Consider the following 16,925-nt stretch of genomic DNA (forward strand, 5'->3'; position numbering starts at 1 on the left):
GGCACGTCAATGGCGAAGATCATTCTCACCACCGACGTCGCCAACCTCGGTGGGCCCGGCGACATCGTCGAGGTCAAGGACGGCTACGCGCGTAACTACCTGCTCCCCCGCGGCTACGCGATCGTGGCCACCAAGGGCGCGGAGAAGAACGTGCGCACGATCAAGCGGGCGCAGGAGAGCCGTCGCATCCGCGACCTCGACCACGCCAGGGAGATCAAGGCGACGCTGGAGGGCCTCGGCGCCATCCAGCTGAGCGGCAAGGCGGCCGAGGGCTCGAAGAAGCTCTTCGGTTCGATCACCACCGGCGAGATCGTGGACGCGATCAAGGCCGCGGGTGGCCCGCTGCTCGACAAGCGCGTCATCGAGCTGAAGGACCACATCAAGACCGTGGGCAAGCACTCGGTCGGCGCCCGTCTGCACCCCGACGTCCGCGTCGACGTGCGGCTCGAGGTCAAGGCCAAGTAACACCGCTTCGGCAAAGGGCGGGACGTCTCCAGCACGGAGACGTCCCGCCCTTTGCTTTACGCGGAACCCCACCCGGCCGGACGACGTCTTAGGCTTGACGGGGGATCAGGGCATTATCGAGACTCGACGTCGAGGCACGGGGACTCAAAAGGGGATCTGGAACCAATGGCTTACGACAGCAACGCCGAGCGGAACCGGCAGGAGAAGGTCACGGTGTCCGCACCGGCCAACCCGGACAAGCCTTCGTCGACGTCGGGCGGGGGTGGCGGCGGGTTCGCCTTCGACAAGGACAAGATCGAAGGCATCATCAAGAAGTGGACGGACCTGCAGGTCGAGCTCAAGAAGGACTACCGCGACGCGAACCTGATGGCGAACGTCAAGGCGCCGGGCAAGGAGTTCGCGAGCGGCGACTGGGAGAAGCTGGCCAACCCGTCGGGCAAGGCGTTCCTGGAGCAGAACCAGAAGATGCAGGACTACGTCCAGAACTACATCGATCAGCTGACAGCCGCGAAGCAGAAGATCGCCACGAACGAAGCCGAGACGCAGGCCTCGCTGAACAAGCACAAGGCCGTGTGATGCGCCGTTCCCTCGTTCTCCTCGTCGCGGCCGGTGCGCTGGTCGCCGGCTGTTCGGGCACCAAGAACGGCACCGCCTCTTCGGAGCCGTCCTACACGACCGGGGCCGGTTCCCCGAGCACCACGAGTGCAGCGAACGGCTCGTCCGGTTCCGCGCCCAAGGTGTCGAACCCCTTGAAGACCTCGTCGATCGAGAGCGACGCCTGCGCCGCGCTTTCCGCGGCGAAGCGAGCCGAGCTCGGTCTCGGCGAAGGTGAGCCCGGGACCACGAGTGCCGGGCCTGGCTGTTCGCTCTTCGCCGCCGACGAAAAGCTGAACCAGATCGACATCAGCCCGGTGATCGCGAACAAGAACGGCTTGAGCGACGTCTACGACACGAAGGCCAACAACGAGTACTTCGAGCCGACCGAGGTCGGCGGTTACCCGGCGGTCTACGCCGCGTCGCTCGACCACCGCAAGAAGGGCAAGTGCGGTCTCTTCGTCGGCGTGACCGACCAGCTGTCCGTGAACATCCTGGTGCAGTACGACAGGGGGCCCGGCGCGAGCGAGCCGTGCCCGGTCGCACTCAAAGTGGGGGAAGCGATGATCCAGACGTTGAAGGAGGGCTGACCGATGTTCCTGCTGCCGATCATCGCCGGGTATTCGGCGTACAACCTGGCGACCACGAAATCCGGCGACTTCGAAGCGTCGGGCGGCGATCGCAAGATCGACTGCTACAACATCTGGGAGAAGATCGTCACCGGCCCGGGGACCGGGTCGATCCAGGAGGGGCAGGCCGCGGCGACCCGGCTCAAGGCCGGTTACCAGGACAGGCTGACCACCATCGACAACCTGTCGAAGGAGATGGACGCCGCCTGGACCGGTAAGAGCGCCGAAGCCGCGCAGCAGTCCGGCGCGCATCCGCTGCGGACGTGGATGGACGACTCCGGCAAGAAGCTGGTGGACTCCGACAAGTACCTCGGCGAGCAGAACACCGCGTTCACCACGGTGAAGGCGAAGGTGCAGCAGGTCCCGAAGGACCCGCCGAAGAACAACCTGCTCAACTCCATCACGCCGTGGACCACCGACACGGACCGCTCGATCCGGGACTACAACTCCAAGGGTCAGGCGAACGTCGACGCGTTCAACGAGTACTTCAAGGCCAGTTCCGAGAACGGCAAGGGCCTGCCCACCTACAACAAGATGGAGGGGCAGAAGTCGAACGTCGACGTCAACGGTGATGGCGGCGGCAAGGACAAGGACGGCGGCGGCCAGGGCGACCGCAACGGGAACAACGGCATGCCGGGCATCTCGACGCCGCCCGGTTCGATGCCGCCCGGCGGGATGCCGAACGTCCCCGGTTCGAACATGCCGGGCATCGGTTCCCCTGGTTCGAACATGCCCGGCGCGAACCTGCCGGGCAGCAACCTGCCAGGGTCGAACATGCCGGGCGCGAACCTGCCCGGCGGGCAGTACAACCCGAACCTCCCCGGCAGCAACTACAAGCCGCCGTCCTGGGACGACGGGACGAACGCGTCCGGCTTCACCCCGCCGAAGATCCCCGGCGCCGGCGGCTTCGGCCCGGGTGGTGGCGGCGGAGGCGGTGGCGCCGGCTTCGGCGGCGCCGACATCCCCGGTGCGGGCGGCTTCGGCCCGGACGGCGGCTTCGGCCCCGGCGGTGGTGCCGGATTCGGCCCCGGTGGCGGGAGTGGCTCGGCCATGCCCGGCAGCGCGGGTGCGATGGGCGGCGCCGGTATGGGCGGCGGCGCGGCAGGCGCCGGTGCCGGAGCGGGTCGCGGCGCGGGCGGGATGATGGGCGGCATGGGCGGTATGGGAGCCGGTGGCGCCAAGGGCAAGGGCGGCGAGGACGAGGAGCGCAGCTCCAAGTTCCTCGTCGGCGACGACCCCAACGACATCTTCGGAACCGACGAGCTCACCGCTCCGCCGGTGATCGGGGAGTAGTACCGACGGCCAGGCCGGGCGCGTGCCAAGATTGGTACCGCGCCCGGCTTGTCCTGTCACGGGCTGGACGAACAAGAACGACTAGGGGGCAGTTCCGGTGCTGGACAAGCAGGTCACGATCACGACCGGCACCCTCATCACGCTGATCCGCCGCCGGGGCGGCGAGCCGCACACGATCCTGTCGGAAACCCCGACCTGGTACGACGAGGGCGCGCAGCGGGCCGAGGACGAACGGACCAACGAAGAGCTGGCGAGCCAGGGCCTGTTCGGCCCGCGGGGCCTGCACCCCGGGTTCAAGGCGACGCTCGAAGCGATCGCCAGGCCGTCCCTGGAGTACTACGGCTGGGTCGACGGCGGATTCGAAGGCAAGGCGCTGAGCTTCACCCTGCTCGCGGGGAGCACCGGCGGCGAAGGCTTCGTGCTCGCCCGCCACAGCGAGCACGACGGCGTCGCGCTCGCCTCGGTGCGGCCCGAAGAGCTGCTCACCGAGTTCCTCGACCAGATCCCGAAGCTCGCGCCTGGACGCGGGCGTCCGGTCGCCGTCCCGAAGAGCCAGATCGAGGCCTCGCGCTCGTCGTCGACGGCGCAAGACGACGGCTTCGAGGTGCTTCGCAGCGGGCGGCAGAGCGCCGGCAGCCAAGAGGCGGACGAGCTTCGCCGTATCCTCGCGCTCCGCCGTTTGGGGAGCGGCAGCCTGTACGTCGCCGCCCGCGGCCGGAGCGGCGCGCGGCAGCGGATCGAACGCCCGGTGAACTACATCGATACGTCCGAGGGCCGGTGGCTGACCGAGGAGGTACCGGGGAGTGGCGAGTCGAGGATCGCCTTCACACCCGCCGACCAGCAGGTTCTCGGAGAACGACTACGGAGCGCACAGGGCAGGTTGTTCGCCTCCTGAATTCCGAGCCGTTCAGCCCGTCGGGTAAGCCCTCTACTCTCCGTGGTATTCATCCACAGGGCACCCCTGTGCGCTGCCGTGCGACACGCCGAACGACGAGTTTCGCTCGACACGCCGCACAGAGTTGAATTAAGTTCTCCACAGTGTCTCCACAGGGTCTGACCAGCACTTTTGTCAGACCACCCCGCCGTTGCCCACAAGTTGTACACAGGCTATAGGCCACCTGTGAAGGGTTGCCCGCAGTCATCCCCAGGTTATCCACAGGGCGGTCCCCAGGCGAAATTGCGCTGGTCCTTTCGGCGGGCCTACCGTGCCCGCCGGGCCGGTACGCACAGTTGCGTCCATCCGGTCCGGAAGGTGAACAAAAGGGGAGCGCCGAGAGCCGCGGGAGGGGCGGACGGGCGCGAGCGGGACGACCGGGGAAAATCTGGCATAATCGAACGCGTGTTCGATGTCTTGAGGAGGTGGCAGCAGCGGTGGCGCTGACCGACGACCGCAATCCGGCGTACTCGGAGTCCGACCCGGGTCCCGGTGACCCCGGTCCGCGCGGTGGCGAATACGACCGCCAGCCGCCGCAGGACATCGCGGCCGAGCAATCCGTGCTCGGCGGCATGCTGCTGTCGAAGGACGCCGTCGCCGACGTCATCGAAGCCCTCGGTCCCGACGATTTCTACCGTCCCGCGCACCAGGCGATCTACGACGTCGTCCTCGACCTCTACGGCCGAGGCGAACCCGCCGACCCGATCACCGTCTCCGCCGAGCTGGAACGCCGCGGCGAACTCGGCCGCGTCGGCGGCGCCCCGTACCTCCACACCCTGATCGCGACGGTGCCGACGGCGGCGAACGCCGGGTACTACGCGGAGATCGTCTCCGAGAAGGCGGTGCTGCGGCGCCTGGTCGAGGCGGGCACGCGGATCGTGCAGTACGGCTACGGCGCGGCGGCGGCCGACGGCGCGAACATCGACGAGGTCGTCGACCGCGCGCAGGCCGCGATCTACGACGTCACCGAGCGGCGCACCAGTGAGGACTACGTCGCGCTGGAGGAACTGCTCCAGCCGACCATGGACGAGATCGACGCGATCGCGTCGCGCGGCGGACAGTCGCAGGGCATCCCGACCGGGTTCGCCGACTTCGACGATCTGACCAACGGCCTGCACCCCGGCCAGATGATCATCGTCGCGGCGCGTCCCGGTGTCGGGAAGGCACTCGCGCTCGACACCCCGCTGGCCACTCCCGACGGCTGGACGACCATGGGCGAAGTCCAGCCCGGCGACCGGCTGATCGGTGCGAACGGCCGACCGACGACCGTGGTCGCCGCGACCGACGTCATGGACGGCAGACCTTGCTACGAAGTCGAGTTTTCGGACGGCACGGTGCTCCTCGCGGACGCGGAACACCAATGGCTGACCGACACGAGGGCGTCCCGCCGTTCGACGATCGGCCCGGCAGTGCGGACGACGGAAGAGCTGGCGGCCACCCTGCGATGCGAGACCGCGGATCGACACGCCAACCACTCGATCGGGACCACGGCTCCGCTGCAGTTACCTGAACGCGATCTCCCGCTTCACCCCTACGCGCTCGGAGCCTGGCTGGGTGACGGCCACTCGGCCAGTGCGCGCTTCACCACAGCGGATCCGGAGATCATCTGCTATCTGGAAGCGGAAGCCGGGCTTCTGGTGGAACGGCGCGGCGAACTGTCGTACACCCTGCGGCTGGTCCCCCCGGACCCGGTGGACTACCGGCGTTGCGAGGTATGCGGAGAACCGTTCGTTCCCCAAACCTCCCAAGTACGGACGTGCGGCCGTTCCTGCGGCGGCAAGGTGCGTTTCCGGAGTTCTCCGGTGCCCGCGCCGACCTGCCCCGACTGCGGGCACCCGTCGACGGGTATGCGCCTTTGCCAGACCTGCCGCAACGAACACGGCAGCGTGCAGGCGATTCTTCGCACGATGGGCGTCCTCGGCGACAAGCACATCCCGGTGGACTACCTGCGTGCGTCCGTCGAACAACGCCGCGCGTTGCTGGCCGGGCTGCTCGACACGGACGGCACCGTCAACCATTCCGGCGCGGTCCAGTTCGCCGTGACGAGCAAGGTGCTCGCCGAACAGACCCGGGAACTGATCGTCAGCCTCGGCTACCGCTGCGCTCTCACGACCAAGAAGGTCAAGGGGCGCAGCGAGGAGACCTCGACGGCGTACATCCTCGGCTTCACCACCCAGGATCGGGTGTTCTGGCTGCAGCGCAAGCACCTGTTGCAGAAGGAACGGCTCACCAACGTCCGCGTCCGTCCCCACCTTCGCTACATCGTGGACGTCCGCCCCGTGCCGTCCGTTCCGGTGCGTTGCGTGGAAGTCGACGCGCCGGACCATCTGTATCTGGCCGGACGGTCGATGGTCCCGACCCACAACTCGACCCTAGGACTCGATTTTGCCCGTTCGGCGTCCATCAAACACGGTCTGACCAGCGTAATCTTCTCGCTGGAAATGAGCAGGACCGAGATCGTCATGCGCATGCTCTCGGCCGAGGCTCGGATCCGTCTGGCGGACATGCGCGGTGGCAAGATGTCCGACGACGACTGGACGCGGCTCGCGCGCCGGATGAGCGAGGTCTCCGAAGCGCCGCTGTTCGTCGACGATTCGCCGAACATGACGATGATGGAGATCCGCGCGAAGGCCCGGCGGCTCAAGCAGCGCAACGACCTCAAGCTCGTCGTCCTCGACTACCTCCAGCTGATGACCTCGGGCAAGCGCGTCGAGTCCCGGCAGCAGGAAGTCTCGGAGTTCTCGCGGCAGATGAAGCTGCTGGCCAAGGAGATCGAGGTCCCGGTGATCGCGATCAGCCAGCTGAACCGTGGTCCCGAGCAGCGGACCGACAAACGCCCGATGCTGTCCGACCTCCGTGAGTCCGGCTCGCTGGAGCAGGACGCCGACCTCGTCATCCTGGTCAACCGGCCCGACGCCTGGGAGCGGGACGACCCGCGGGCGGGCGAGGCGGACCTGATCATCGCGAAGCACCGTGCCGGGCCGACGGCGACGATCACCGTCGCGCACCAGCTGCACTACAGCCGCTTCGTCGACCTGACACACGACTAGGGCAGGAGCTGCATTCCTGATACCTGGTGAGTTCGGGCCCGCGATCGTCCGACCGACGCGGCTGTGCGGAACTTCAGTCCGGCTGGAAGAACGCGAGCATCTTCCGGGCGGCGTCCGGCGACATCAGCATTTCCTGCACGCGCGCGGACATGCGGGCGGCGGCGCCGGTGCGCTCGAACATCTCGCGTTCGTACTCCTTGACGGCGGCGGGGAAGTCGTCCGGGTGCGCGGCCAGCGCCAGAGCGAGCCGGGCGCCGTCGAGCAGGGCCATGTTGGCCCCCTCGCCCACCGGCGGCATCAGGTGCGCGGCGTCGCCGAGCAGCGTGACGTCCGGCGCCGGCTCCCAGGTCAGGCCGAGCGGCAGGGTGGAGAGCGACCGCGGCACGACCGTGTCGTCGCAGGCTTCGATCAGCGCGATGAACTTCGAGTCCCAGCCCGAAAGCAGCTCGATCAGCCGCGCCTTGGCGGCGGCCGGGTCGTCGAACGGGATCCCGCTGGTCGCCAGCCAGTCCTCACCGGTGTTGTAGAAGCTCAGGCCGATGCGGACGCGACCGTCGCCGTTGCGCTGTGCCCCCATGGACAGTCCGTCGCCGAACACCCAGTAGTTGCCGCGGCCGACCATCGCCGCGAGGCCGGGGTGTGTGCGGTCGATGTCGGGGATGCCGATCTCGACGACGTTCTGGCCGAGATGCGCCGGACGGGCGTCGGTGAGCAGCGCGCGGACCCGGGAGTTCGCGCCGTCGGCGCCGACCAGCAGGTCGTACGTCGCACTGCTGCCGTCGCCGAAGCGCACCTCGCCGTTTTCCGCGGACTCGTACGCGTGCCCCCAGCGCACCGTGCCCTCGGGGAGGGCGTCCAGCAGCAGGTCACGCAGGTCGGCGCGGTCGACTTCGGGCCGGGCCAACGGGGCGTCGTCGGGCGTGTCCTCCTGCAGTAGAAGGGTGCCGTCCGACTCCAGAAGTTTCATGTCCTGGCCCTCGCCGCGGGCGATCGCGAAGAACTCGCCGATCAGGCCTGCCTCGCGCAGCGCCGGCTGGCCGGAGTGGATGTCGAGCATGCCGCCCTGGCCGCGTGCTTCGCGCGACGCTTCACGTTCGTAGACGACGGACTCGATGCCGTTGACGTGCAGAACCCGGGCGAGAGCCAGGCCGCCGAGGCCCGCTCCGACGATGGTGATGGTCATGGCTGCCACTCCTTCGATACACCGTATTGACCAATACACTGTATCGCGCGATGCGTTGTATTGTCCTCGGCATGTTGGTGTGGGAGAGGCCGGAGCCGGCGAGTCGACCGGCACTGGCCCCGCTGAGCCGGGAGCTGATCGTGGGGACGGCGATCCGGCTGGCCGACGCGGACGGCCTGGACGCGGTGTCGCTGCGCAAGATCGCGACCGCGCTGGACGTCGGCCCGATGCGGCTCTACGGCTACATCGACAGCAAGGACGAGTTGCTCGATCTGATGGTCGACGCCGCCCACGCCGGGATCCGGCCTGCCGGGGAAGGCTGGCGGGAGACGTTGCGGTCTTTCGCCGAAGCCATGCGGCATGCCGTTCAGGAGCACGAATGGCTCGCCGACCTCCTGGGCGGCCGTCCGCGGCTCGGACCTCGGACCATGGCCAGTTCGGAGGCCGTGATGGCCGAGCTGAACGACCTCGGCGTCGACGCGATCATGCCGGTGGTCGCGGCTGTCAACGCTTACACGATCGGCGCGGTGCGGCGGGAGATCGCCGAACGGCGGGCCGAGCGGGCCACCGGGATGGACGAGAAGCGCTGGCAGGCCGAATCCGGGCCTTATCTGACGCGGGCCTTCGCCTCCGGCGAGTTTCCGACGCTGGCCACGGTGGTGCGCGACGCCGTCCACCTCGACGCGGACGAGACCTTCCGGATCGGGCTCGATTGCCTGCTCGACGGCATCGAAGCCCGCCTCTCACGCTGACGCGCGGCCGAGCGCGGCCCGGCCCGCCGGTTCCCAGGTCGGCTTGCCCCCTGGGAGGCCGAGCCTGCCGTTGCGTCCGATGGCGATCAGGTTCAGCGCGCGCAGGACGGCCCAGCCGCGGGCCCTCGCGATCGTCGCGTCGTCCGCGACCTCGTAGGCGTCGAAGAACCGGCTCGCCGCGCCCTCGGGCAGCAGGATCCAGGCCGCGGACAGGTCTGTCGCGGGATCGCCCGAGCACAGGTCGCCGAAATCGATCACCCCGGCGAGCGTCCCCTCCCGCACGATCACGTTCGCGGGATGCAGGTCGCCGTGCAGCCAGAGCGGCACCCCGTCCCACGCGGGCGCGGCGACGGCTTTGTCCCAGATCTCCCTGGCGCGATCGGCGCCCGCTTCGCCGGCGATGACCTCCAGCGAACCGGTGAACCCGTCGAGCAGCGAAGCCAGGGGAAGGCCGCGTGTCGCGCTGACCGGCGCGTCCGCGGGCGCCTGCCGGTGCAGCGCCCTGAGGAAACCCGCGAGCGTCTCGGCCGCGTCGGCGCGAGTGATCGGCGCGCGATCCGCCGGATCGCCGTCGACCCAGCGCATGATCGTCCAGGTGTGCTCGAACAGGGCCGAAGGTTCGCCGACACGCACCGGGATCGGCGTCGGCAACGGCAGGCGGCCGGCCAGCACGGGCAGCCACTTCTGCTCGCTGCGCAGCAGACCCGGGGCGCGTTCGGAACGCGGCAGGCGGACGGCCAGCTCCGATCCGAGCCGCCATTGCCGGCTGTCCCAGCCGCCTTCGACTTCGCGGAGCTCAAGCTCCGCCAGATCCGGATGCTGTTCCCGCAGCAACGCGCGTACAAAACCCTGCTCGAACCTGACCTCGTCCATGATCGAGGCTCTCATGTCAGCGCCATGGCCGTCCCGTGTCAGCGCGACCCGCGAACGTGATCGCCATGACCAAGTCACTGAAGACCTTCCGCCGGACCGGCGTCACCGTGCTGGCGGCCGCACTGCTGACGGGCGTGGCCGTCCCGGCGGCCTCCGCCGGACAGGACCGCCCGGAACTGCGGCAGGCCGTCCAGGAGTTCGTCGACAACGGGTACGCCGGGATGCAGCTGCGCGTCCGCGACGAGCGGGGCGAATGGACCGGCAGTGCCGGGGTGCGCGAGCTGGGCGGGACCGCGAAGCCGTCGACCGACGGCCACTTCCGGGTCGGCAGCACCACGAAGAACTTCACCGCGACCCTGGTACTGCAGCTGGTGGCCGAGGGCAAGATCGGCCTCGACACACCGGTGGTGGGTGTCCTGCCCCGCTTCGGCTTCGACCGGCGGATCACCGTGCGCATGCTGCTGCAGCACACCAGCGGGTTGTTCAACCACACCGGCGAGCTCCTCCCGGACGGGACGATCGTGCCGGGGATCCCATGGAGCGGCCAGGAATGGGTGGACAAGCGCTTCCACACCTACCAGCCGGAGGAGCTGGTCCGGCTGTCGCTGTCCAAGCCGCCCCGGTTCGAGCCGGGCGCGAGCTGGAGCTATTCCAACACCAACTACGTCGTGGCCAGGCTGCTGGTCGAGGCGCTCACCGGTCACTCCTTCGCCGACGAACTGGACCGGCGGATCCTGCGGCCGTTGAAGCTGCGGGACACCTTGTCGCCGGGCAGCTGGTCGGGCATGCCCAAGCCGTACGCCCACGCCTACTACACCTATGACGACGCCGGCCGGCAAAAGACGCTCGACGTCACCCACCAGAACCCGTCGTGGATCTCCGCCGCCGGGGACATGATCTCGACGACCAAGGATCTCCAGACGTACTTTTCCGCGCTACAGAGCGGAAAGCTCCTCCCCCCGTGGCTGATGACCGAGATGCGCAAAACGCACCCGAAGAGCGAAAGCCTCTTCGGCCGCTACGGTCTCGGACAGTTCGTGCAGGACCTGGGGCCGGGGTGCGTGGGCACCGTCATCAGCCACAACGGCAGCAACAACGGCTACGCGGCGCTGATGTACAGCACGCCCGACGGCAGCAAGACGATGACCGCCTCGGTCACCGCGGGGGCCACCGCCAGTGACGCGAAGTTCCCGGACGCGCTGAACAAGCTCCTCAAGACGGTGTTCTGCGGCAAGTGAGCCCAGGAACGGCCGGCGGGCTCATCCGCCGGCCGTTTCGTCGTCGAGGTGCGCCAGCTTGGCGGTGAGGTCGTCGACGAAGCGGTCGAGGAGGCTTCCGAAGGTCTTGCGGTCTTCCGGCGACCAGTCGGTCATCGCGTCGCCGAACCAGCCGAGGATCGTCCGCAAGTACTTGTCGGGGATCGCTTTCCCCTCCGGCGTCAGCTCGATCAGGCGCGCTCGCTGGTCTTCCGGGTCCGCGACCCGGATGACCAGCCCTTGCCGTTCGAGGGCGTTGAGATGCCGGGTGACATGCGGCCCGACGACCTTCATGCGGTCGGCGATCTCCCCGACCCGCAGCGGCCGGTCGGCCATGTGCAGCGTGACCAGCACCGTCATCGCGGGCCGGTCGAGGGTGATCTCGGCCCGTTCCATCGCCCGTTCGACGAGCTGACTGCGGTTGAGCACGGTGCCGAGCTGCGTGAGCCGGGGGAGTACCGCCATCAGGTCGAGCTCCGGGGAGCCTGTGTCGTCCATCACACCTCATAAAGATACCTAAGTTAGGTATATAGTTGCTCTGAGCCCATAAGGATACCTAAGTTACCTATCCAAGGAGAACTCATGAGCACCGTCCTGATCTCCGGCGCCAGCATCGCGGGCCCGGCACTCGCCTACTGGCTGCACCGCTACGGCTTCGACGTCACCGTCGTCGAGAAGTCGGACGCGGTCCGCGGCGGCGGCTACCCCATCGACATCCGCGGCACCGCCGTGGACGCCGTCCGGCAGATGGGCGTTCTTCCCCAGCTCCAGGCCGCTCACATCAACACGCAAAGACTTACCTTCGTCGACGCCGACGGCGAGCGGATCACCGCGCTCCGGCCTGACGCGATCAACGGCGGGGTCGTGGGCCACGACCTGGAGGTACCCCGCGGCGACCTCACCTCCGTCCTCTACGACACGATCCGCGACGACGTCGAATTCCTCTTCAACGACTCCATCGCGAGCCTCGACCAGCACGCCGACCGCGTGGACGTGCGCTTCCGCAGTGGGACCGAGCGCACCTTCGACCTCGTCGTGGGCGCCGACGGCCTGCACTCGAACACCCGCGCGCTGGCCTTCGGCCCGGAGGAGCAGTTCCATCGCTACATCGGCTACTGCTTCGCGGGCTTCACCATGCGAAACGACTTCGGGCTCTCACACGAGGGCGTCCTCTGGAACACGCCCGGCCGGGCGGCGGCTCTCTACGCCGTCGGGGACGGCGACACGGTGCACGGCTTCCTGAACTTCGCCCGCCCCGAAGCGCCCATCGACGCCTTCCGGGACCCGGCCGCGCAGCGCGAGCTGATCGCCTCGGTCTTCGCCGGGGACGGCTGGCACATCCCGCTCATGGTCGACACCATGCGCGCCGCGGACGACCTCTTCTTCGACGTCGTCAGCCAGATCCGCATGCCGCGGTGGTCCAGCGGCCGGGTCGTCCTGGTCGGCGACGCGGCACACGCTCCGTCGTTCCTCACCGGGCAGGGGTCGAGCCTCGCCCTGGTCGGCGCGTACCTGCTGGCCCGCGAGCTGGCCATGACGACCGACCACACGGAGGCGTTCGCCGCCTACGAACAGAGCCTCCGGGGGTTCGTCGAGCTGAACCAGGCGCTGGTCACGGCGGGGAACTCGACCATGTTCCCGAGCACGCCCGAAGCACTGGAGCAGCGCAACACCGCGTTGCGCAGGCTGTCGGCCTTGCCCGAAGACGCGAAGGAGCCGGCGCATTCGGCGCTCACTCTTCCCGAGCCCGCTCCGTCAGCCGCGCTGCCAGTGCGCTGACCAGGTCGCGGAGCTCGCCGGGCCGCTCGATCACGAACGGCCGGTCGAGCGCGGCGAGCAGCGGCGGGATCCAGTCCAGCCGCTGGGCCCGGATCCGGGCACGCACCCGATCGCCGTCCGCTTCCAGGACGGCAACGGACGGCGGGAAGACGGCTCGGACCTGCTCCGGCGTCGCCTGGATCCACACGGAGACGTCGTGCCGGTGCGGCGTCTCGGCCAGGGCTGTCAGCACTCGCTCGGCCGGGTCGAACCCGTCGGGCGCCTCGAAGGTCCCGGACCGCGCCTCGGCCGAGGAGATCCTGTCGACGCGGAAGGTGCGCACCTCACCGCTGGCCTCGTCGAAGCCGGTCAGATACCACCGCCCGGAGTGCGCCACGACGCCATACGGATGGACGACGCGTTCGCTGGCAACACCGTGCCCGGCGAGGTACGCGAGCTCGACCGGGTGCCGGTCCCGCGCCGCTTCCGCGACGGTGAGCAGCACCTCGGCCTCGGCCGAGAGGGTCTGCCGGACAGGCGCGGTGAAGTCGGCGGTCTCCAGCAGCGCGTCCAGACGGCGGCCGAGCGCCTCCGGGAGCACCCGGCGGACTTTCGCCACCGCGCTCTCGGCGGCCGCGACCGACGTGGTGATCAGCCCGGCCCGCCGTCCCGCGACCAGGCCGAGCAGGACGGCGAGCGCTTCTTCGTCGGTGAGCATCAGCGGCGGCATCCGGTAGCCGGGGGCCAGGCGGTAGCCGCCGTAGCGGCCGCGCACCGAACGGACCGGGATGTCCAGGTCGAGGAGGTGCTCGGCGTAGCGGCGGACGGTGCGTTCGTCGACGTCGAGCCGTCTCGCCAGCTCGGCGACGGTGCGGGTGCCGCCGCTCTGGAGGATCTCCAGCAACGCGAGCACCCGGGCGATGGGCCTGGTCACAGCACCGAGAATACCGGGCGGATTCTGCCCGGTATTGCTCCTAGCGTAGCTGGTGTTCCGCTTTCCGACACCGAAAGGACCAGCCATGCAGTTCGTTTCCGTCCGCGTGATCACCCACGACGTCGCCCGTCTCGCCGGGTTCTACGAGAAGGCGACCGGCATCGCCGCGCGGTGGCGCGCCGAGCAGTTCGCCGAACTCGTCGGCCCGTCGTGCACCTTGGCGATCGGCAGCGCCGAGACGATGACCCTGTTCGGCGGCGCCGCCGCGGTGCCCGAATCGAACCGGACCGCGATCCTCGAGTTCCGGGTCGACGACGTCGACAAGGAGTACGAGCGACTGGCGGACCTGGCCGAGATCGTCCAGGAGCCGACCACGATGCCGTGGGGGAACCGGTCCCTGCTGTTCCGCGACCCCGACGGCAACCTGGTCAACTACTTCGCGCCGAGCGCGCCGTAGTTCCGGACGAAGGCGGTCAGCAGCCGGGCGAACTCGCGGCGGTCTTCGTCCGGCCAGTCCGCCATCGCCTCGGCGAACACCGAACGGCGGAATTCGTGCATCCGCGTCACTTCGGCGTGCCCGGTTTCGGTGAGCACGAGGACGGCGCGGCGGCCGTCGCGCTGATCGGCCTCGCGCCGGAGGAAACCGCCCTCGACGGCCCGCGCGACCAGACGGCTCGCGCGCGGCTGATCGATGGTCAGGGCCGCCGCGAGGCTGGTCACTGTGCCCGGTTCGCCGCTTTCCCCGGCCGCTTCGACGGCGTCCAGGAGCCCCTGAACCGCCTGGTCCGGCATCGATTCGGCGCGATCGCGAGCGAGTTTCGACAGCGATCGCCTCGCCTGGCTTCGCCGGATGGCGATCATCGCGCGTTCCACGTCGGCCACGGCGTCCGTCATTGCCCATCCTCACCAAGTGCATGTACTTTTACATGTAGTTGCCGTCTACATGAGGAGTATCCATGAAGCCCATCGGATTCTGGTTCGCCCACCTTCACCAGGCCCTCGCATCCTCCATGGACAAGATCCTCGCCGACGAGGCGTTGTCGCCGTTCGAGGAACTGACGGAGGTCGTCTCGGACCCGCGGACTCACGGCCGGGTCGACACCGAAAGCCACCTGACCCCGTCGGGCCGGGAGATGCATCTTCACCTGGAGACCAAGGTCGGCGTACTGGAGCGGATGGCGGCGAACCTCGCCCGGGAATAAGGCGGAGTCCGGCGACGTCGTCTATCCTGGTAGTTGAAAGTTCAAACACTTGGAGCTGACATGACGCCGGTGCTCTACCTCAGCCACGGCGCGCCGCCGCTCGCCGACGACGCCACCTGGACCCGCCAGCTCGCCGGCTGGTCGGCGGACCTCGAAAAGCCGAAGGCGATCCTCGTCGTCTCCGCGCACTGGGAAGAGGCGCCGCTGACCCTCGGCGCCACCACCACGGTGCCGCTGGTCTACGACTTCTGGGGCTTCCCCGAGCACTACTACCAGGTGAAATACACCGCGCCCGGCGCTCCCGAGCTGGCGGACAAGGTGCGGAAACTGCTCCGCTCGAACCAGACGCCGGTCCACGACGCGCCCGACCGCGGCCTCGACCACGGCGCGTACGTCCCGCTCGTGGAGATGTACCCGGACGCCGACATCCCGGTGCTCCAGGTGTCCATGCCGTCGCTGGACCCGCGGGAGCTGTTCGACCTCGGCCGGAAGCTCGCGCCTCTGCGCGACGAAGGCGTGCTGATCATCGGCAGCGGCTTCTTCACCCACAACCTGAGCGCGCTCGGCCAGACCGACGGCACCGACGGGGCCCCGCCCGCGTGGTCGAGCGAATTCGACCACTGGGGTGCGGAAACCCTGCGCCAGGGCGATCTCGACGCGCTGCTGGACTTCCAGCACAAGGCGCCCGCCGCGGCCCTCGCGCACCCCAGGATCGAACACTTCGCACCGCTGTTCGTCTCGCTCGGCGCGAGCTCCTCGGAAGGGAAAGGCGAAACCGTCATCGACGGCTACTGGCACGGCCTCGCCAAGCGCTCCCTTCAGTTCGGCTAACGAGACCGGAGCACACCGGCGCCCGCCACCAGACCGAGCGCCAGCAGCGTGACCACCCCGAAGGACACCGTCAGCGACGTCGCGTCGGCGATCCCGCCGATCAGCGACGGCGCGACGAGCCCGGAGGAGTAGGTGATGGTCGCGACGCCCGCGATCGACTGGCTCGGCGTCGGCCCGCTGCGGCCCGCCGCCGCGAAGGCGAGCGGCACGACGACGGAGACGCCGAGTCCGATCAGCGCGAATCCGGCCATCGCCATCACCGGATGGGTGGCGAAGACGACCATCAAACCGCCCGCCGTCGCGAAGACACCACCCGTGCGGACGGTCTTGACCGAGCCGAACCGCCGCACCAGCGCGTCACCCGAGAGGCGGGCCACCGCCATCGTGCAGGTGAACGCGGTGGTCGACGCCGCCGCGATCCCCGGCGAGGTGCCGAGCACGTCGCGCAGGTAGACGGCGGACCAGTCGAGGCTCGCCCCCTCCGCGAAGACGGCGCAGAACGCGACCGCACCGATGATCACGGCCGACTTCGGCGGCAGCGCGAACCTCGGCGGCGGATGCTCGTCGGGTGCGCTGCGGACGTCGAGCACTCCCTGACAGAGGAGCGCACCGGCGACAGTGAGCACAGCGGACGCGATCGCGAGGTGGATACGGGCGTCCAGCGCGGCATGCGCGGCGAGCGTGCCGGCCGCGGAGCCGACGAGCGCACCCGTGGTCCACATGCCGTGCAGCCCCGACATGACCGACTTGCCCATCTTCGCCTCGACTTCGACGCCGAGGGCGTTCATCAGCACGTCCGAGGTACCGGCCGCGGTGCCCATGACGAACAACGCGAGACACAGGGTGAAGAGGTTCCCCGCCAGCGACGGGAGGATCAGCGCCAGCGTCCAGTACGCCAGCAGCAACCGAAGCCCGAGCCTGCCGCCGAGCCGGTGCCCGATCCGCGCGGCGAGCGGCATGGTCAGCGAGGCACCGATGGCGGGGAAGGCGAGCGCGAGACCGAGCTGGCCCGCGCTGATCCCCGCGTGTTCCTGGATCCACGGGATCCGGGTGGCGAAACTGCCGGTCACCGCGCCGTGCACGGCGAAGACGGCGGCGATGGCGACCCGCGCCTGCCGCACCCGCCGCGTCGGCCCGCCGACGGTTTCCACTGCATTACTCACTGGGCCCC

Annotated in this window: 18 protein-coding genes; 12 read left to right on the plus strand and 6 right to left on the minus strand. The window is 69.0% G+C overall.

Translation table 11 applies throughout. The features are described from left to right. The first annotated feature begins 9 nt into the window (after nucleotides 1-9). The 6 genes from rplI (at nucleotide 10) to dnaB (ending at nucleotide 6,965) form a co-directional block, all read left to right on the plus strand. Entirely contained in the window at nucleotides 10-465 is a 456-nt protein-coding gene (rplI, locus tag ACFOSH_RS12675; RefSeq protein ID WP_378238995.1) for a 50S ribosomal protein L9, read from the plus strand. 165 nt (nucleotides 466-630) lie between these two features. Beyond that, the gene (locus ACFOSH_RS12680; RefSeq protein ID WP_378238996.1) at nucleotides 631-1,041 is read left to right on the plus strand and encodes a hypothetical protein; all 411 of its coding nucleotides are present in this window, start codon (nucleotides 631-633) and stop codon (nucleotides 1,039-1,041) included. Further along, complete coding sequence (locus ACFOSH_RS12685) at nucleotides 1,041-1,649, plus strand: DUF3558 domain-containing protein (RefSeq protein ID WP_378238997.1); 609 nt, start codon at nucleotides 1,041-1,043, stop codon at nucleotides 1,647-1,649. Before ACFOSH_RS12680 ends, ACFOSH_RS12685 begins: the two co-directional genes overlap by 1 nt. A gap of 3 nt (nucleotides 1,650-1,652) precedes the next feature. Further along, nucleotides 1,653-2,981: a PPE domain-containing protein gene (locus ACFOSH_RS12690; RefSeq protein ID WP_378238998.1), complete on the plus strand. Its 1,329-nt coding sequence runs from the start codon at nucleotides 1,653-1,655 to the stop codon at nucleotides 2,979-2,981. A gap of 97 nt (nucleotides 2,982-3,078) precedes the next feature. After that, nucleotides 3,079-3,876, plus strand: coding sequence for an ESX secretion-associated protein EspG (locus tag ACFOSH_RS12695; RefSeq protein WP_378238999.1), 798 nt, complete (start codon nucleotides 3,079-3,081; stop codon nucleotides 3,874-3,876). Between the two features lie 476 nt (nucleotides 3,877-4,352). Continuing rightward, entirely contained in the window at nucleotides 4,353-6,965 is a 2,613-nt protein-coding gene (dnaB, locus tag ACFOSH_RS12700; protein WP_378239175.1) for a replicative DNA helicase, read from the plus strand. 73 nt (nucleotides 6,966-7,038) lie between these two features. Here the strand turns inward: dnaB and ACFOSH_RS12705 are convergent, their stop codons facing one another. Next, complete coding sequence (locus ACFOSH_RS12705; protein ID WP_378239000.1) at nucleotides 7,039-8,148, minus strand: FAD-dependent oxidoreductase; 1,110 nt, start codon at nucleotides 8,146-8,148, stop codon at nucleotides 7,039-7,041. Nucleotides 8,149-8,219: 71 nt separating this feature from the next. Here ACFOSH_RS12705 and ACFOSH_RS12710 point away from each other — a divergent pair, with 71 nt between their 5' ends. Next, nucleotides 8,220-8,900, plus strand: coding sequence for a TetR/AcrR family transcriptional regulator (locus ACFOSH_RS12710; RefSeq protein ID WP_378239001.1), 681 nt, complete (start codon nucleotides 8,220-8,222; stop codon nucleotides 8,898-8,900). Here the strand turns inward: ACFOSH_RS12710 and ACFOSH_RS12715 are convergent. After that, nucleotides 8,892-9,788, minus strand: coding sequence for an aminoglycoside phosphotransferase family protein (locus ACFOSH_RS12715; protein WP_378239002.1), 897 nt, complete (start codon nucleotides 9,786-9,788; stop codon nucleotides 8,892-8,894). The genes ACFOSH_RS12710 and ACFOSH_RS12715 overlap by 9 nt on opposite strands. A 50-nt stretch (nucleotides 9,789-9,838) precedes the next feature. Here ACFOSH_RS12715 and ACFOSH_RS12720 point away from each other — a divergent pair, with 50 nt between their 5' ends. Next, on the plus strand, nucleotides 9,839-11,011 hold the full coding sequence (locus ACFOSH_RS12720; RefSeq protein ID WP_378239003.1) for a serine hydrolase domain-containing protein: 1,173 nt from the start codon (nucleotides 9,839-9,841) through the stop codon (nucleotides 11,009-11,011). A gap of 21 nt (nucleotides 11,012-11,032) precedes the next feature. Here ACFOSH_RS12720 and ACFOSH_RS12725 read toward each other — a convergent pair whose 3' ends face one another. After that, nucleotides 11,033-11,527 (minus strand): MarR family winged helix-turn-helix transcriptional regulator, encoded by a 495-nt coding sequence (locus tag ACFOSH_RS12725; RefSeq protein ID WP_378239004.1) that lies wholly within the window; start codon nucleotides 11,525-11,527, stop codon nucleotides 11,033-11,035. A gap of 84 nt (nucleotides 11,528-11,611) precedes the next feature. Here ACFOSH_RS12725 and ACFOSH_RS12730 point away from each other — a divergent pair, with 84 nt between their 5' ends. Continuing rightward, a complete protein-coding gene (locus tag ACFOSH_RS12730; RefSeq protein ID WP_378239005.1) occupies nucleotides 11,612-12,808 on the plus strand; it encodes an FAD-dependent monooxygenase in 1,197 nt (398 codons plus the stop codon). On the opposite strand, the gene ACFOSH_RS12735 is transcribed toward ACFOSH_RS12730, so the two are convergent. Beyond that, nucleotides 12,762-13,721: a helix-turn-helix transcriptional regulator gene (locus ACFOSH_RS12735; protein WP_378239006.1), complete on the minus strand. Its 960-nt coding sequence runs from the start codon at nucleotides 13,719-13,721 to the stop codon at nucleotides 12,762-12,764. The two genes, ACFOSH_RS12730 and ACFOSH_RS12735, sit on opposite strands and share 47 nt — an antisense overlap. An 85-nt stretch (nucleotides 13,722-13,806) precedes the next feature. Here ACFOSH_RS12735 and ACFOSH_RS12740 point away from each other — a divergent pair, with 85 nt between their 5' ends. Next, the gene (locus ACFOSH_RS12740; protein ID WP_378239007.1) at nucleotides 13,807-14,178 is read left to right on the plus strand and encodes a VOC family protein; all 372 of its coding nucleotides are present in this window, start codon (nucleotides 13,807-13,809) and stop codon (nucleotides 14,176-14,178) included. Here ACFOSH_RS12740 and ACFOSH_RS12745 read toward each other — a convergent pair. Next, nucleotides 14,154-14,615: a MarR family winged helix-turn-helix transcriptional regulator gene (locus ACFOSH_RS12745; RefSeq protein WP_378239008.1), complete on the minus strand. Its 462-nt coding sequence runs from the start codon at nucleotides 14,613-14,615 to the stop codon at nucleotides 14,154-14,156. The two genes, ACFOSH_RS12740 and ACFOSH_RS12745, sit on opposite strands and share 25 nt — an antisense overlap. A 62-nt stretch (nucleotides 14,616-14,677) precedes the next feature. On the opposite strand from ACFOSH_RS12745, the gene ACFOSH_RS12750 reads away from it, so the two are divergent. Together ACFOSH_RS12750 and ACFOSH_RS12755 are read left to right on the plus strand one after the other, a co-directional pair. Further along, nucleotides 14,678-14,923, plus strand: a complete 246-nt coding sequence (locus tag ACFOSH_RS12750) for a hypothetical protein (protein ID WP_378239009.1) — start codon at nucleotides 14,678-14,680, stop codon at nucleotides 14,921-14,923. A 60-nt stretch (nucleotides 14,924-14,983) separates the two neighbouring features. Continuing rightward, nucleotides 14,984-15,754 (plus strand): dioxygenase family protein, encoded by a 771-nt coding sequence (locus tag ACFOSH_RS12755; RefSeq protein ID WP_378239010.1) that lies wholly within the window; start codon nucleotides 14,984-14,986, stop codon nucleotides 15,752-15,754. Here the strand turns inward: ACFOSH_RS12755 and ACFOSH_RS12760 are convergent. After that, the gene (locus ACFOSH_RS12760; RefSeq protein WP_378239011.1) at nucleotides 15,751-16,917 is read right to left on the minus strand and encodes an MFS transporter; all 1,167 of its coding nucleotides are present in this window, start codon (nucleotides 16,915-16,917) and stop codon (nucleotides 15,751-15,753) included. The two genes, ACFOSH_RS12755 and ACFOSH_RS12760, sit on opposite strands and share 4 nt — an antisense overlap. Between the last annotated feature and the right edge of the window lie 8 nt (nucleotides 16,918-16,925).

This window comes from Amycolatopsis speibonae, from assembly GCF_042647925.1.
Lineage (GTDB): Bacteria > Actinomycetota > Actinomycetes > Mycobacteriales > Pseudonocardiaceae > Amycolatopsis > Amycolatopsis speibonae.

Bases quoted from the DNA above. Each gene is read 5' to 3' on its own strand.
- ACFOSH_RS12725 (WP_378239004.1), bottom strand. From the start codon at position 11,527: ATGGACGACACAGGCTCCCCGGAGCTCGACCTGATGGCGGTACTCCCC.
- ACFOSH_RS12680 (WP_378238996.1), top strand. From the start codon at position 631: ATGGCTTACGACAGCAACGCCGAGCGGAACCGGCAGGAGAAGGTCACG.
- ACFOSH_RS12705 (WP_378239000.1), bottom strand. From the start codon at position 8,148: ATGACCATCACCATCGTCGGAGCGGGCCTCGGCGGCCTGGCTCTCGCC.
- ACFOSH_RS12750 (WP_378239009.1), top strand. From the start codon at position 14,678: ATGAAGCCCATCGGATTCTGGTTCGCCCACCTTCACCAGGCCCTCGCA.
- ACFOSH_RS12685 (WP_378238997.1), top strand. From the start codon at position 1,041: ATGCGCCGTTCCCTCGTTCTCCTCGTCGCGGCCGGTGCGCTGGTCGCC.
- ACFOSH_RS12755 (WP_378239010.1), top strand. From the start codon at position 14,984: ATGACGCCGGTGCTCTACCTCAGCCACGGCGCGCCGCCGCTCGCCGAC.
- ACFOSH_RS12740 (WP_378239007.1), top strand. From the start codon at position 13,807: ATGCAGTTCGTTTCCGTCCGCGTGATCACCCACGACGTCGCCCGTCTC.
- ACFOSH_RS12690 (WP_378238998.1), top strand. From the start codon at position 1,653: ATGTTCCTGCTGCCGATCATCGCCGGGTATTCGGCGTACAACCTGGCG.
- rplI (WP_378238995.1), top strand. From the start codon at position 10: ATGGCGAAGATCATTCTCACCACCGACGTCGCCAACCTCGGTGGGCCC.
- ACFOSH_RS12730 (WP_378239005.1), top strand. From the start codon at position 11,612: ATGAGCACCGTCCTGATCTCCGGCGCCAGCATCGCGGGCCCGGCACTC.
- ACFOSH_RS12710 (WP_378239001.1), top strand. From the start codon at position 8,220: ATGTTGGTGTGGGAGAGGCCGGAGCCGGCGAGTCGACCGGCACTGGCC.
- ACFOSH_RS12720 (WP_378239003.1), top strand. From the start codon at position 9,839: ATGACCAAGTCACTGAAGACCTTCCGCCGGACCGGCGTCACCGTGCTG.
- ACFOSH_RS12715 (WP_378239002.1), bottom strand. From the start codon at position 9,788: ATGAGAGCCTCGATCATGGACGAGGTCAGGTTCGAGCAGGGTTTTGTA.
- ACFOSH_RS12745 (WP_378239008.1), bottom strand. From the start codon at position 14,615: ATGACGGACGCCGTGGCCGACGTGGAACGCGCGATGATCGCCATCCGG.